A 13,833-nucleotide genomic window follows, 5' to 3' on the forward strand; every position below is an offset into this window, starting at 1 on the left:
TTCTAGACTTTCTTGCTTTGTTGGTGACGAACTGTTCTGAAGGTAATAATTGCAAACGTAATGACCGTCAAGGGAGCGACAAAGGTACTGATGACGGTCGTCAGCACGCTAATGCCCTCATGGTGCATGGTATTCAGCACTAAGTAGCTGTTATAAGCCATGTAGTAGATCAAGAATAATACCCCTTCCCAACGAGAGATCACATTGCCCGTCGCGAAAATGGGAAGACAAGCCACTGCAGCCGCAATCATAATAGGGATATCGAAGGAGCGAACTGTGTTAGCAACATCGATGCCTTCAGGAGCAAGCATACTGGCCAATCCTAAGGCCGTTAAAATATTGAAAATATTACTGCCAATGACATTGCCAACGGCAATGTCTCGCTCCCCCCGAATACTCGCCACAATGGACGTTGCTAACTCTGGCAAAGACGTTCCCACTGAAATAATGGTTAATCCAATCACGAGTTCAGAAATCCCAAATTTCTGAGCAATTTTGACCGAACCATCTACCAATGAATTGGATCCTGACACTAATAAAATCGCACCAACAACGACATACCCTAGATTGGCCAACAAGCCTGGTCCTGTACGCTGAATGGGCTTACCATATTCATTGGCATACTCAGCTTGAACTTCTTCGTTATGTTCTCGCCGACCTTGATAAATCAAAAAGAGGGTATAGATAATCCCTCCTAAACATAAGATCACGCCATCCGATCGCCCCAAGTTGCCATCCCAACTAAATAGCCACATCAAACCGGAGACCCCAATCATAATGGGAACATCTAGACGGACCAATTGCTGAGCCACCAATAGAGGTGTAATCAGAGAAGACAGACCTAAGATCAGCAGAATATTAAAGATATTACTGCCAATTACATTTCCCAAGGAGATGTCACCTTGGCCAATCAGACTAGATTTGACACTGACCGCCATTTCGGGGGCGCTGGTGCCGTAGGCCACAATGGTGAGGCCAATAATCAAAGGAGACAGACCAACCATCGTTGCTAAGCGAGAAGCGCCTCGAACTAGGGCTTCTGCCCCAACAACTAACAGCACTAAACCGCCAACAATAGCAGCGATAGCCGTTACGATCATGGTTGTTCCCTAGATAAGATTGCCAACTTGCGCACATAACCGCGATTGTAGCGAAATCAAGATGCACAAGATAGCTGAGTACCCTCTTCTCTAAGTCAATCAACCTTTCAAGCAACCCAGAACATGAGCTGATGAAAAGGACCTTTGGCATCTCAGATAGGATGGCTCAAGCCTTCTACATTCTGCACTAAATATATCCATTGGCAAAAAGTTTATTCCACTGGGGCAGGTGAACCCAAAAAATATGTCGGGAAATGATAGTTCCTAGGGTTTAATCACCTGCCGACAGCTCCATTCACACCCCATGGAGAACCACTACCAAGATCTCTTCGCAGTGCTCCGCCAATACCCGCAGGGTTAGGTTGTGGTGAAGTGAAGCGCGCCCGATAGGAAGCCATTATTCAATCTCAGCTTGCTGCTGAATATATTTCTTGAGGACAGAAATCGGTGCTCCACCACAAGAAATGACGCAGTATGACCGACTCCAGAAAATAGGCTTGCCTCGATAGACTTGATTGAGATGTTCAGCGTACTCCTTACGAATGAGCCTGCTAGAAACAGTTTTCAGATTATTGACCAGTTTTGAGGGTTGGACTTTAGGGTTAACAGAGATCAATAAATGCACATGGTCAGGTTCACCATTAAATTCAATCAGCTCTCCCTCCCACTTTTTGATGGTGTCCCTAAAAATCTCATCCAGCTTATTAAGCATAGGTTGAGTGATGCATTTACGCCGATATTTAGTGCAAGCGACTAAATGATATTGAATGTTGTAAGAGCAATGGTAAAGCTTATTTAACTGCTTTGACATGTTAAGCGACTAAGCTAAAATAGGACTATGCTAACACTCACTTATGAGTACAAACTAATTCCCACTCAGCTACAAGCCGAACAGATGCAGCACATCTTAGATGTTTGCTCATCGGTTTGGAATTATGCCTTGCGTGAGCGTAAAGATTGGATAGCTTCAAGGAAGTGCCCAGTGAATGCCTGCTCATTACGGAGTGAGTACATCATCAGTGTCGATACCCCTTATCCAGGGTTCAATGACCAGTGCAAGTCCCTGACCCAAGCCAAGAAAACAAACCCCCGCTTGAAGTCAGTCAATGCCCAAGTTTTGCAGCAAGTTCTGCGAAAGCTAGATAAAGCATTCAAGGATATGAAAGACCGGAACTTTGGATTTCCCAGATTTAAGAAACGGGGACGAATGCGGTCGTTTGTATTTCCCCAACTGGGTAAAGACCCCTTGGGTCAAGGGGTGGTCAAGCTGCCGAATATTGGATTCATAAAGTTCAGGCAGTCGCGACCTTACCCAGAGGGGTATCAAGTCAAGCAAGCGAGAATCATCAAACGAGCATCAGGGTTCTATTTGATGCTGACGTTTCAGGCTGCTTTGGAGATTTGTGCTCCTCCAGTTCGTGGTCATGTGGTGGGGGTTGATGTGGGTTTAGAATACTTCCTTTCCACCTCAGATGGCCTCCAAATTGAGCGACCTAAGTTCTTCGTGGATATGCAACGCAAGCTGAAATTGCTGCAACGTCGATTGAAGCGAAAGAGGTTAGGGTCATCCAATTGGGTTAAGTCCCAGCACCAAATTGCCTTGCTGCATGAACGTATAGCCAACACTCGCAAAGATTTCCACTTTAAGGTGGCTCATCAACTTTGTGATCAGGGCGATGCGATTGCTGTGGAACACTTGAATCTGATTGGGTTAAGTCGAGGGATGCTGGGCAAACACATGTTGGATGCTGGGCATGGTCAATTCCTGAATCAGATTCTGCCTTGGGTCTGTTTTAAGCGGGATAAGGCATATGTCCAAGTGGATGCTCGTGGCACCAGTCAAGAATGTCCTGATTGCGGGGCAGTGGTAACCAAGATGTTAAAAGACCGTTGGCATCAATGCTCATGTGGCTCGTCTAAGCCTCGTGATGTTGCCAGTGGCGAGGTGATTCGCAATCGAGCTGTGGGGCGCACAGTTCAACAAAATGCTTGTGGAGACGGTCTGACGGGTGCAGTTCACGCTGCATAGTTAAGAGTCTGTGAAACAAGAATCTCCGGCTATATCCGAAGGATTAGAGGGAGAGCGTCAATGCCACTCCAGAATCTGACTCATTTCCCGTCGGGATAAACGATGCTTAAGACGATTGATAGGGTTTCGCCCTCGATAGGATTGGACAAACTCTGCATGGGGCTGCCCCTGTTTAGCAACCTTTAAAAAAGGCGGTGAGATACCGGGATCATAATCATTCGTGGACATGTACTCAATCACATATGCCCAGCGGATTCCTTCTGTCTTGTTCGGTGTAGTTTTGTGCAGGGTTAAAGATGAGAATAAGACAATATCTCCCACCTCTGCAGTAATAAAGGTAGGAGCCTCGGGTTCACCTTTATAAACCATATGGTTATTAACTTGTCGATGGGGCAATAGCTGATGGTGACTACCAGGCACTAGCCAAAGTCCCCCATTTTCGATGGTCATCGCAGTAAGAGCCACCCAAAGTTGATAGTGGGTCTGCTTAAAGCCGTTATAAGCATTATCCTGGTGCCAGGGAAAAGTTTTGGCTCCCGGTCCTTTGGCGACCGCTTGATCCCATCTCACCCAAAAGTCTGAACCAATAAATGGATACAGGAAGTTGACGATTTTGGGTTGGGAAACAAATTTTTGAATCGATTCGTTGTGCCGATAAAGATTGGCATAAAACCGCAGGGTGCCTTTGGTTAGACATTGATCTAAACATTGACGACTCTGGGGAGATTCGATCTGCTCAATGAGAGCTGCCATCTCTTGGGGAGAAAAGAAATTCTTAATGACGACATATCCCTGCTGCCCGAAGGTCTGTTGAAGGGAAATGGAAGGAGTCTGCTGTTGTGTCACGATTTCCATATTTTCCATCTGTAGCTAAACCAGACCATTTGTGAACTAGAGAGGAAGCCCCAAGCAATCTGAGCTGCTTTGAAGCAGGGTAATACAAATTACCCTGATCTCTAATGATCATTCCCACCCCAGATGGATATCCTATCTTGATTCATATCAAGATTTATTTTCTACAATTCAGAAATTATGGGTGTCTCACAAGAATTGAAACTAAATAATGGACCTGAGCAATCAGACTCAATAGAGAAAACTTTAGAAAAACTTAAAAGTTCAGATAAGATATCAAATTCAATATGTTATCAACACTACATTTTTTAAAACAACTTGCACATAAAATGTTCAACTTTTAGATATTCTTGTGGTCAAGATATATTAGTAAAAACATGCTATAGTGTATTCCTATCTAAGACTTTATATTTTCCAAAAAGCCTTAAGCCTCGCCTAAACAGTCGAGGTTTTTTCTTATTTAAATTCTATATTTTACCAAGGCACAGATATTATTCTAGAGAAAAGAATTTCCTAAGTCTGGCCTAATGAAGATTGATAGTTCTGTTGATTTTTTAGAATCTGCAAGGACAGAGAAAACATCAAGGTTGCCATGTAAATTGTTAAAGAGGTCCATAGCAAATGATTGCTTTGAAAATACCAACCTGCGATCGCAATCGGTGCATAGCCCATCCCCAACGCCGTCAAGGCTGAATTCCGCAGAATGGCTCCCTCTTTCAACCCGATAAAGTATCCTTCCAGCACAAAGGCCACCGCCGTTAGGCTGAGTAATGGCACTAGCCAGATCACATAGGCATGGATGGAATAACTGACCTCTATATGACTGGTCAACAGTCCAAACACCGTCACCGGGAATAGAACCGACAGAACCGCAAAGGGTAAGGAGATCAACAGTCCATGGACAATCGACGTGTAGAGGACGGGCATTATCCGTTCCGACTCCCCTTTGCCCTTAAAGTTGCCGACTAGGGTCTGAGTTATGAGCCCTACTCCATTCACCGTGAACTGGCTCAGCAAGGCAATTTGGAGCAGCAGACCATTTTCCGCCAGGATAGTAGTGCCCAAGGTAGCACTGAGGTTGGTGCAGATAGTTTAGGAAATGGTGTCTGAGATGGCAAAAGCCTGAAAAGCTTATACTTCAGTGACTATGAGCGTAGCGAATTAGCCATGACTGAAAAACAAGCCCACCAAAATCGTACGGCAATTGTTCATTTTGGCGCAACCAAACAAGACTATTTGGACTTGGTGCAAGCAGAAGATCACCGCCCCTTAATCGAGTATTTGCAAGCACCCCTCACAGCTCAACTTTCTTCAGAACGTCATAAGCCCGATTGCTGTGATACCAGTCGTTATACGCTCCATGCTCTACAAGATCGCCAAGTGCAAGGGTGGTTAGGGCCAGTAGAAGCAATCCCTATCTGTCGAACCCGCTGCTTAAGTTGTCGAGCGGTCTTCACTGTCTTGCCCAGCTTCATCCTGCGATATCGTCGCCAAGATGCAGACTGTCTAGGCAAGCTACTGGAGTTAAATCTAGGGATGGGATTGAGCAACAGAGAGACGGCTACAATTTATAGCTGGCTAGGAGTAGAGCGGAGCTGGCAACCGGGTTGGGTTTGGAATCTGGTGCAATGGTTGGGGAACTTAATGCCTGTGTCTTTATTGTTGCTGCGTCTGGGACTCACCCCCCCGCCCATTTACTCAGTGATGAGAAGTTTGCCAGTTTAGAGGGGGAGAAAATCTACTTGTTTTTGGTGGCTCAAGCTGAATTGATTTGGTATACCGAATTGATGAAGTCCACCGATGAGTCTGCTTTTCAAGCCACCATCCATCGATTCTTGACGGGAATGGACGCCGCTGGACAAGCCACAGGTCACTTAGAACAAGCGGAACTGTATGTCCCTGCATCGGTGACCACCGACGGCTGGGTAGCTTCTCAAAATGCTTGGATATCTGAGGTTGACCTCGACTTAATAGAGTGCAAACTCCATGGCCAAAAACGGGTAAGTGCCACCTTTGATGATTTCTCAAAGACCCATCCTGATTGGCGACCTGACCAACTCCAACAACTGAAAGATGATTTCGATTCAGTTCTCAATGCTCCTTCACTAGCAGCTTATTCTCAAAGGGTTCGACGCAATCGCGAACGCTATGGCCATGAGCCAATGTTGCTCAATCGATTGGATATTCTCAAGCACAAACGCTTTCTGTTTACGAATCACCTGAAACATAAAGACGCTTCCGCCTATTCTGCACCTTTAGATCGCTCCATGCGATTCTTGGGCAAGAAGCTCATGAAATTTGGGCAATATCGAGCAGAGGATGCCATTAACCCCATGGTGAATGCCTGGGCGATTGTGAATAATCTACGACAGTTTCTCCCCGATGCGAAAAAGGCTAGGCAGTCTTTGGCAGAACATTTCGGAGTTCAGCTCAAAGGTTTGTCTTGGATGGAGGCGCTTAACCTATGCACTGTGGGCAGCCTGGATACCATGCTTCTAGGGGTGTGAGTAGTATCCGAACAGGAATGTACGCTAAGCACCTAAAATTCTGTACCAAATAAACCTCTCTGCTGAGAAGGAGCTGAAACCCTTGATATACCGTTCCAATTTTCTGTACCAATTAAACTAAAGTCTAAATGGTACAGTTTTAGAGCAAAAAATATGGCCTCTGTAATTTTTTCTATATATAGCTTTCAGCCTTAGCGTACGTTCCTGTTCCATTGCTACTCAAGGGCCTTCTACCTAACTTTTAGCAGACACCATTCTCTGATCTATCTGGTTGGTGAAAATGGCATAGGCCGAAATCAAAGCCACAAAGCGGATCAGAATATTTCCTTTCAGCAGTAGGGTGGATTTGAAGGCAGCGATATCCCAAACCTGCTTTAAGACCGCAGGCACCCTAGCCCATTCGATGCTGAAGAAAACTGCGACCAATGCCACCCCCAGAGCGAGGTATTGACTCAGGGCAGTCGCTAAACCAGCCCCAATGCTTTCCCAGCCCCAGCGGTTAATCATTAAGTAGTCCAGCAGGACATTGGAACCGTTGCCCACCAGGGAAATGATCAGGACAACCCGATTCATTTCCCGCCCTAAAAACCAGCCAATCAGCACGAAGTTAAGCAATACGGCGGGGGCTCCCCAAATGCGGGTGTTGAAATAATCGAGCCCGGCTGCTTCAATTCCAGGCGACCCAGATAAGACGGCAAACCCCAGACGCTGTAAGGGATATTGGAAAAGAAGGATGAGGATGGCTACTGCGATCGCAACCGTGCAACTTCGCAATCCAGCCAACAATACCTCGTGGTGATTGTTCTCACCTTCCGCTTGGGCCGTAATGGCGTTGGTACTATTTCTAAAAAACTTGAGGATGCGATACAGGTAATCGAATAGAATACTTCCTAAGATCACCCCAGCCAAATGGCGAATATCGTCGAGATGTCCCAGAAAGGCCGTATCAAACAATCCCGCCAGAGGCACCATCATATTGGAGAAGGCACTCACTATAGCCAGTTGATAGAACCGAGGTAGAAAACTTCTATAGTGAGCCGGTATTGATAAGCCCATACCTTACCTTTCTCATCACCCTTAATCTGCATCCATAAAAAAGATTCAAAAGAGAGGGGGGATCCAAGCGTTAGCCAACCAAAAGGCAGGGCTTAATTCAGTTCAATCATTCCAGACTTTTCAAGCATTGGGTTGGAATGATTACCCTTTACTTCTTCTTAGCTAAGTACATATTAGTAACTGATAGCATAGTTTTTTCGGACCTTGGAATAAGCTTATTTACACCTTAATCTGAGGTTTACCGATTATTAACCTTCTTAGTACTGATCTTCTAAATCTTCAGTATTTGGGACAATTCATTACCTTTTCTTAAATTAATTGCGATAGCCTTAATCTTAGGTTCATCACCCTATTATTCATGTCCATCAGCCGCCGAGAATTCTTGCTATTTATGGGCGCAGCAACCAGCATGGTTGCCTGCAGTGCCTCGAAGAATAGCCCCTACCGTTCGTCAGCCGCAACGAAAGCGACTATTTCCTTCAAGCCCATCCGGGTCCCCATTCCCCTAGACATTGAGGGGCTGTCCCCAGAGCAACAAAAGCAAGCCTACAGTACCTATCAGGTCATTGATGATTTGGTCCTGCCGGAAGGCTATGCCTATGAAACCATCGCCGCCTGGGGAGACAAGGTTGGAGATTCTCGGTTTGGCTACAATAACGACTTTGTCTCCTTTGTGGAGACGGCACCGGACTCAGGCTATCTGTCGATCAATTTTGAATACATCAGTGGCAAAACTTGGATGCAGACCTATGAGCAGGTCTTAGGCAAGTCTCTGCCATTTGATCAAGTTCGATCGGCTATGGGACAAGAACAAATTGACGCCTTTGCCCTATCAGCCGATGATCCGCTCAAGCAACAGATTGAAGCGATTGCCAAAGAAGGACTGATTGATCAAGGCATTGGGGTCATCGCTATCCAATCCAAAAAAGGCAAATGGGTACGCAAGCCTTCCCCTCAAGATCGGCGGATCACTGGAATTTCTGGGTTGGAAGATGGCCGCTATTTAAAAGCCACCGGACCTGGGGTGGCGGTATTTACCAAGACCAACAAGCGGGGCTATGACGATAATTTAGGCAGCCGTATTATCGGCACCTTCCAAAATTGCGCGGGTGGGACCACGCCATGGGGCACGATATTAAGTGCGGAAGAAAACTTTCAAGACCAAGTCCCGGAACCAGTGATGGCGGATGGTTCTTCCTTTCCCCCCCCTCATACCCCATTTGAATTCACAGAAGATAAGATCGATGGCCGGGGGAATCCCTTTGGCCTAGCCGGGAATAAATATGGCTGGATGGTGGAAGTTGATCCGAGCAATCCCAATGACTATGGCACCAAACATACCTGGTTAGGACGGTATCGCCATGAAGCCGTGGCTGTGAATGCAGTGGCGGGTCAGCCTTTGGCCGTGTATTCGGGATGCGATCGCAGGGGTGGTCATCTCTACAAATTTGTCAGCGAAGGCAAAGTCAAAAAACCTACCAATAAATCCAACTCTAAACTCTTAGAGAAAGGCATGCTCTTCGGAGCCCAGCTGAATGCCGATGGCACAGGCCAATGGATTCCCCTCAAAGCTAGTACCCCCATCAACCCCGTCCTCCCCAATCAGGTCGTTGGCAAATCTAACTCTGGCTTGGTCACCTTACCGAACCCAGATCGCCAGAAAGGTGGCTACATCGACGTCACTAACGATCAAGACACCTTATCCTTCCAGCAAACCTTCAAAACCTTGGGCGATCTCTATGAAGGTAGTGCCAGTGAACGCCAAGGGGCGATTCTAATCGATGCTCACTATGCAGCTAATGCAGCCGGAATTACTTGCTTAGCTAGGCCTGAAGACACCACCTTTGATCCAGAACAGAAAGCGCTTTTTGTGGCCTTTACTTCCGGTGGTCCGGGGGGAGATGGCGGTCCTGACAAACAGATTTTTCAAGGTCCCAATGGAGAATCACCCTACGAATATGGGTGGATTATGAAAATTGTGGAGGTAGACGATAACCCCGCCGCTATGCAGTTCCGGTGGGTAATGGTAGCCGTGGGTGGGGAACCGGCTCAGGATGGCCTTGGGTTTGCTAATCCCGACAACCTAGAAATCGATGCTCAAGGCAATCTGTGGATGGTAACGGACATGTCCACCAGTAAGCACAATCTAGCCATTCCCAATCGTAGTGGTGTTGATCAATCCAAACTAAGGGGTATTTTTGGGAATAATACAGCCTGGTATCTCCCCTTGATGGGAGTCCATGCGGGTAAGGCATTCCCTTTTGCAATGGGTCCGATGGACAGTGAGCTGTGTGGGCTCTGCTTACATCCCAATCAAAAAGCGCTCTTTTTAACGGCTCAACATCCGGGAGAAGCAGGGGGAATTCGGCAAAAAATGGCGTCTGAAACCCGAGAGATTGCCCTGCTAACCACTGATGGTCAGGAATTCCTACAGACTCGGGATGTACCAATCGGCTCCAACTGGCCTGGGAAAAAAGCAACGGACCCGCCTAAACCTGCTTTGGTGGCTATTTATCGCTCAGATGGTAATGCCTTGATTTAAGATCCAGCGTCAATAGGATGCACTGATTCCATCGTCTACGGAAATCAGCTGCCTCTGAATGGAGATGGGGGAGTGGTTAATTGGAGTCCATTGCTGCTTGTAAACCACATCCACCCATCGACAAGTCGAACAGGTGCAATCCTAGTTTTTGGGATAGCGCTTCTAAAACTCGACGGCCCCGGATACTATTTCCATATTCATCCAGCAAAGGAGAAAATACGGCGATACCGGCTCGATTAGGAACCACTGCCATAATGCCGCCTGATACGCCACTCTTGGCAGGCAAACCGACTTTATAGGCCCATTCTCCGGCAAAATCATACATACCACAGGTGTACATGACGCTGAGGATATCTTTGACAAAGCCAGACTCGACAGCCCGCTCTTGAGTGATGGGATTGATGCCTTTATGGGCCAGGGTGGCTGCCATCACAGCTAAGTCATGGCAATTGACCAACACAGAACATTGCTGAAAATAGAGATCGAGCGCTTCATCGATCTTCTTATCGATCATGCCGAAATTGAGCATTAGGTGGGCAATGGCTCGGTTGCGATGCCCGGTATCCCGTTCGGACATAAATACGGGCATATCGATAAAGACTTCATGGCCCACGTAACGACGAAACATCTCCAACAAGCGGTTAAGGCGATCGGTGGGGCCATTGCCTTGAATCAAGCTGGTGGTGGCGATCGCCCCCGCGTTGACCATGGGATTGTCAGGGCGCTTGGAGTCTTCGTCTAGTCGAATCAGAGAATTGAAGGGATCTCCGGTGGGTTCAACGCCTACTTTTGCCAATAAGGTATCCCGGCCATGATCGGCAAGAGCCATACCATAGACAAAGACTTTGGAAATGGATTGGATGGTGAAAGTCTGCTGACAGCTCCCAACTTGGAAGGTTTGACCATCGGTGGTAACGATGGAAATGGCAAACCAATTGGAATCGGCTTTGCACAGTTCTGGAATGTAGCAGGCCAGTTGTCCAGCATCTTGTTGCTGATAGGTGTGATATTAGGATTCGAGCAGGGCTTGTAACTCCGACATAGATTCCTCGACTAGGTCTGGAGTTATTGTCGCAAATTGTATCGGTTGCGATCACATGAATGGGACTACTGACTCGAATTCGGTTTTTCTCATTTTTCGAGTTTTGACAGGGCGAGCAGGATTGCCTGCATAAATGGTCATGGGGGCTAGAGATGTACCTGCAATACTACCCAGACACAGGACTGCACCCTGACCAATGGTAACCCCTGGCCCGACCACAGCTTTGGCTCCCACCCAACATCTTGACTCTAGATGAATCGCAGACAGTTTAAGGGCAAAGTTGGGGTCTTGCCAGTCATGATTCCCTGTACCTAGATAGGCTCCTTGGGAAATACAGACGTGATCGTCAATGCGGATATCAATGACGTTATCGAGCCAGACTTGCTCACCCAACCAGACATAATTGCCAATTACAATTCGCCATGGAAATTTGAGGGTGACACCGGGTTTGACTCTAACGCTTTCACCCACCTGGGCACCAAACAGTCGCAGCAGCTTCACTTTTAGTCCAGACACAGGAAGCCAATAACTTCGGAACAGAGGTTGGCCGAGAAAGTACCATAGAAGCTGTTTGAGATAGGGAGCACCGGGGGTGTATTGACCTACGGTGTATTGATCGAGACGCATAGGATAATGCAGAAAATAAACAGTATGTCAGGAGTCCCAATCGGGGTTGACTTGAGCAGAATTGATATACTCTAGACAGCTCTTTTGGGGATTTATTGGCGATGCAGGTTACTCAAAATCAACCCGATGCAGCCATTGTTTATCCAGTATCGGACGGTGAACCTGTGGCAGAAACCTATGATCATCTCTACGCGATCTTAGTGACGTTAGAGGTGCTGCGACAGCATCTTGACGGACAACAAGCGACGGTATTGGCAAATCAGTTTCTGTACTATGCTCAAGGATTGCCGAAGTTGCGGGTGGCCCCAGATGTGATGGTTATTTGTGGAGTTGAGCCGGGGGGACGAGATAGCTACAAGATTTGGGAGGAGGGTGAGGTGCCTCGGGTTGTCTTTGAGATGACATCGAAGGGCACTCAACAGGAAGACCAAATTTTTAAGCGTCGCCTCTATGCCCAGATTGGAGTGGAGGAATATTGGTTGTTTGATCCGAAGGGAGAATGGCTGGAGTCTCCTTTGATGGGATATCGACTAGCTGGAGATGATTATGTTCTCATGGCGGATAGTTGCAGTCAGGCTTTAGGACTAAGATTAAATGTGGAAGGGAAGTTGATTGGGTTCACAAGTTTGGCTACGGAAGAACGGCTATTGGCACCAGCAGAACTCAGTTATGAATTGGTGCAAGAGCAACAACGCACGGAGCGATTACGGGAACAATTAAGGGCTTTGGGCGTGGATCCGGTTGAGTAAGGATAAAGCAAGAAAGGAGATTAGGGGTATGGTCGTTATTGCTTCTTCACTGAGTTTAGAGGAATTTCTCAAGCAACCCGAGCGTAAACCGCCTTTTGAGTACATTGACGGCAAACTCTATCCTAAGCCAATGCCCAAACGTCAACATTCCTTACTGCAAAGCGAACTGTGTATGGCAATAAATGCTGCAAGTAAGCCAAACAAGGTGGCCTATGCATTTCCGGAGCTGCGCTGTACATTTGGGGGTTGTTCGCTGATTCCGGATTTAGCGATTCTTTACTGGGATAAAATCGAGTTAGATGCAGAGGGTATTCCGATAGATGACGTCTATGTTGCACCGGATTGGACTATCGAGATCCTTTCCCCTGATCAAAGTGCGAATCGGGTAACAGCGAATATCGTCCATTGTTTAAAGTTTGGTTTTCAGTTGGGTTGGTTAGTTGATCCTAGGGATCAATCGATTATGGTTTTTGAACCGGATAAACTTCCAACACTATTTCAAGGTGAAGAAGCTTTAATTATTCCTAATCAAATCAACTTAACTTTATGTGCAAAAGATATTTTTGATTGGCTTAAGTTAAGGTGATTTTTCTGTGAAAATATGATTTTTTTGACTTTGCTTGCGATCTGAAATTTAACGGCTTATAGCTAAACGCATTAATTGAGTGAGTTCTGATAATACAAATTTAATTAGGATGGGTTAAGTTGTGCAATTAATCGAATCCAAGCCTGTTTTGCTAGATGTGCGGGGAATTACTCTGCACGTTACTCCTGCAGATTTTGAGCGTTTGTGTCAGGACAATCCAGAACTAAGACTAGAGTTAGCGGCATCAGGAGAATTGATCACCATGCCACCAGCGGGATGGGAAAGCTCCAAGCGAAATTCTGAACTGAACAGATTAGTTGGAAACTGGAATCAGGAAACCTTGTTAGGAGAAGTATTTGATTCTTCCGTTGGCTTTACCTTGCCCAATGGGGCAATTCGATCGCCGGATGTCAGCTGGATTGCGGCATCAAAATTGGAAGGTGTCTCTAACGATATTGCTTTTCCTGCTATCGTTCCTGATTTTGTGATTGAGCTGCGCTCGAAAACTGATGCCTTGAAAACTTTGCAGGAGAAGATGAAAGAGTACCAAGGGGCTGGGGTGCGATTGGGCTGGTTGATAGATCCGCAAAATCAACAGGTTGAAATCTATCGACTGAGCAAGGATGTTGAGATACGGCGTTTGCCCACTGTTCTGGAGGGAGAAGATGTCTTACCTGGGTTGACGATTAACTTTACTTGGATGTCACGGTAAGGTGGCAGCCGGATTTACCTGAAAGGATTAA

The 13,833-nt window shown here is 46.6% G+C and carries 12 protein-coding genes and 2 pseudogenes; 7 read left to right on the forward strand and 7 right to left on the reverse strand.

The genetic code is table 11. From position 1 onward, the window contains the following. Window positions 1–2: 2 nt before the first annotated feature. Window positions 3–1,100: a calcium/sodium antiporter gene (locus I1H34_RS14740; RefSeq protein WP_212661813.1), complete on the reverse strand. Its 1,098-nt coding sequence runs from the start codon at window positions 1,098–1,100 to the stop codon at window positions 3–5. A 397-nt stretch (window positions 1,101–1,497) separates the two neighbouring features. Beyond that, window positions 1,498–1,911 (reverse strand): IS200/IS605 family transposase, encoded by a 414-nt coding sequence (tnpA, locus tag I1H34_RS14745; RefSeq protein WP_212661814.1) that lies wholly within the window; start codon window positions 1,909–1,911, stop codon window positions 1,498–1,500. Between the two features lie 27 nt (window positions 1,912–1,938). Between tnpA and I1H34_RS14750 the strand changes: the two genes are divergently transcribed. Next, complete coding sequence (locus I1H34_RS14750; RefSeq protein WP_249369255.1) at window positions 1,939–3,129, forward strand: RNA-guided endonuclease InsQ/TnpB family protein; 1,191 nt, start codon at window positions 1,939–1,941, stop codon at window positions 3,127–3,129. A gap of 57 nt (window positions 3,130–3,186) precedes the next feature. On the opposite strand, the gene I1H34_RS14755 is transcribed toward I1H34_RS14750, so the two are convergent. Beyond that, window positions 3,187–3,993, reverse strand: coding sequence for a phytanoyl-CoA dioxygenase family protein (locus I1H34_RS14755; RefSeq protein WP_249369256.1), 807 nt, complete (start codon window positions 3,991–3,993; stop codon window positions 3,187–3,189). A 501-nt stretch (window positions 3,994–4,494) separates the two neighbouring features. Next, window positions 4,495–5,046, reverse strand: a complete 552-nt coding sequence (locus I1H34_RS14760) for an MATE family efflux transporter (protein ID WP_249369258.1) — start codon at window positions 5,044–5,046, stop codon at window positions 4,495–4,497. A 102-nt stretch (window positions 5,047–5,148) separates the two neighbouring features. Here I1H34_RS14760 and I1H34_RS14765 point away from each other — a divergent pair, with 102 nt between their 5' ends. Further along, the gene (locus I1H34_RS14765) at window positions 5,149–5,706 is read left to right on the forward strand and encodes a DUF6431 domain-containing protein (protein WP_212661815.1); all 558 of its coding nucleotides are present in this window, start codon (window positions 5,149–5,151) and stop codon (window positions 5,704–5,706) included. Next, the gene (locus I1H34_RS14770; RefSeq protein WP_212661816.1) at window positions 5,610–6,488 is read left to right on the forward strand and encodes a hypothetical protein; all 879 of its coding nucleotides are present in this window, start codon (window positions 5,610–5,612) and stop codon (window positions 6,486–6,488) included. The genes I1H34_RS14765 and I1H34_RS14770 overlap by 97 nt, the downstream gene beginning before the upstream one ends. A gap of 270 nt (window positions 6,489–6,758) precedes the next feature. Here I1H34_RS14770 and I1H34_RS14775 read toward each other — a convergent pair. Continuing rightward, window positions 6,759–7,544, reverse strand: a pseudogene (locus I1H34_RS14775) (MATE family efflux transporter); the annotation flags it as partial. 358 nt (window positions 7,545–7,902) lie between these two features. Here I1H34_RS14775 and I1H34_RS14780 point away from each other — a divergent pair. Beyond that, the gene (locus tag I1H34_RS14780; RefSeq protein WP_212661817.1) at window positions 7,903–10,086 is read left to right on the forward strand and encodes a PhoX family protein; all 2,184 of its coding nucleotides are present in this window, start codon (window positions 7,903–7,905) and stop codon (window positions 10,084–10,086) included. A gap of 76 nt (window positions 10,087–10,162) precedes the next feature. Here I1H34_RS14780 and glsA read toward each other — a convergent pair. Next, window positions 10,163–11,128: pseudogene (gene glsA, locus I1H34_RS14785) on the reverse strand (glutaminase A). 51 nt (window positions 11,129–11,179) lie between these two features. Beyond that, window positions 11,180–11,755, reverse strand: a complete 576-nt coding sequence (locus I1H34_RS14790) for a WcaF family extracellular polysaccharide biosynthesis acetyltransferase (protein WP_212661818.1) — start codon at window positions 11,753–11,755, stop codon at window positions 11,180–11,182. A 101-nt stretch (window positions 11,756–11,856) separates the two neighbouring features. Here I1H34_RS14790 and I1H34_RS14795 point away from each other — a divergent pair, with 101 nt between their 5' ends. The 3 genes from I1H34_RS14795 to I1H34_RS14805 all read left to right on the forward strand — a co-directional run bounded on the left by I1H34_RS14795 (window position 11,857) and on the right by I1H34_RS14805 (window position 13,802). Then, on the forward strand, window positions 11,857–12,504 hold the full coding sequence (locus I1H34_RS14795) for a Uma2 family endonuclease (protein ID WP_212661819.1): 648 nt from the start codon (window positions 11,857–11,859) through the stop codon (window positions 12,502–12,504). 28 nt (window positions 12,505–12,532) lie between these two features. Then, window positions 12,533–13,090, forward strand: a complete 558-nt coding sequence (locus I1H34_RS14800; protein ID WP_212661820.1) for a Uma2 family endonuclease — start codon at window positions 12,533–12,535, stop codon at window positions 13,088–13,090. Window positions 13,091–13,211: 121 nt separating this feature from the next. Continuing rightward, the gene (locus I1H34_RS14805; protein WP_212661821.1) at window positions 13,212–13,802 is read left to right on the forward strand and encodes a Uma2 family endonuclease; all 591 of its coding nucleotides are present in this window, start codon (window positions 13,212–13,214) and stop codon (window positions 13,800–13,802) included. Window positions 13,803–13,833 lie beyond the last annotated feature (31 nt).

This window comes from Acaryochloris marina S15 (assembly GCF_018336915.1).
Lineage (GTDB): Bacteria > Cyanobacteriota > Cyanobacteriia > Thermosynechococcales > Thermosynechococcaceae > Acaryochloris > Acaryochloris marina_A.